Here is a 383-nt window from a genome sequence, read left to right on the forward strand (position 1 = left end):
GATCTCAACAGTGATATGTGGGATGCAGTCCAGGAAGAGGTCTGTACTGTTATTGAAGCCGCCGGCATACCACTCAGTAAAGGCGAACATACGCAGCTTCACGCCGCCATTGGCAGGCTGATCGATGAACAGGTTAAAACCCGTCTTGAAAAAAATCAGAATGGCGCGGACATCCCGAATAAGCCGCTGTTTCTCCAGAACGTCGGTTTAGGAGAAACGATAAATCTCGCTGCAGGGGCCCTGCAAAAATCGCAGAACGGCGGCGATATTCCTGACAAAAAACAATTTGCGAGAACCATCGGTGCGGTAACGTCAACCACCATTACACTTGGCGAATCAGGCTGGTTCAAAATCGCCACGGTTGTAATGCCGCAGGCTACATC

The 383-nt window shown here is 50.4% G+C and carries 1 pseudogene; it reads left to right on the plus strand.

Features of this window, described 5'->3' with window-relative positions:
• Positions 1-383 (plus strand): annotated as a pseudogene (locus EAD89_RS00010) (hypothetical protein); the annotation flags it as partial.

It is taken from the genome of Micromonospora sp. BL4 (assembly GCF_003667505.1).
GTDB lineage: Bacteria > Actinomycetota > Actinomycetes > Mycobacteriales > Micromonosporaceae > Micromonospora.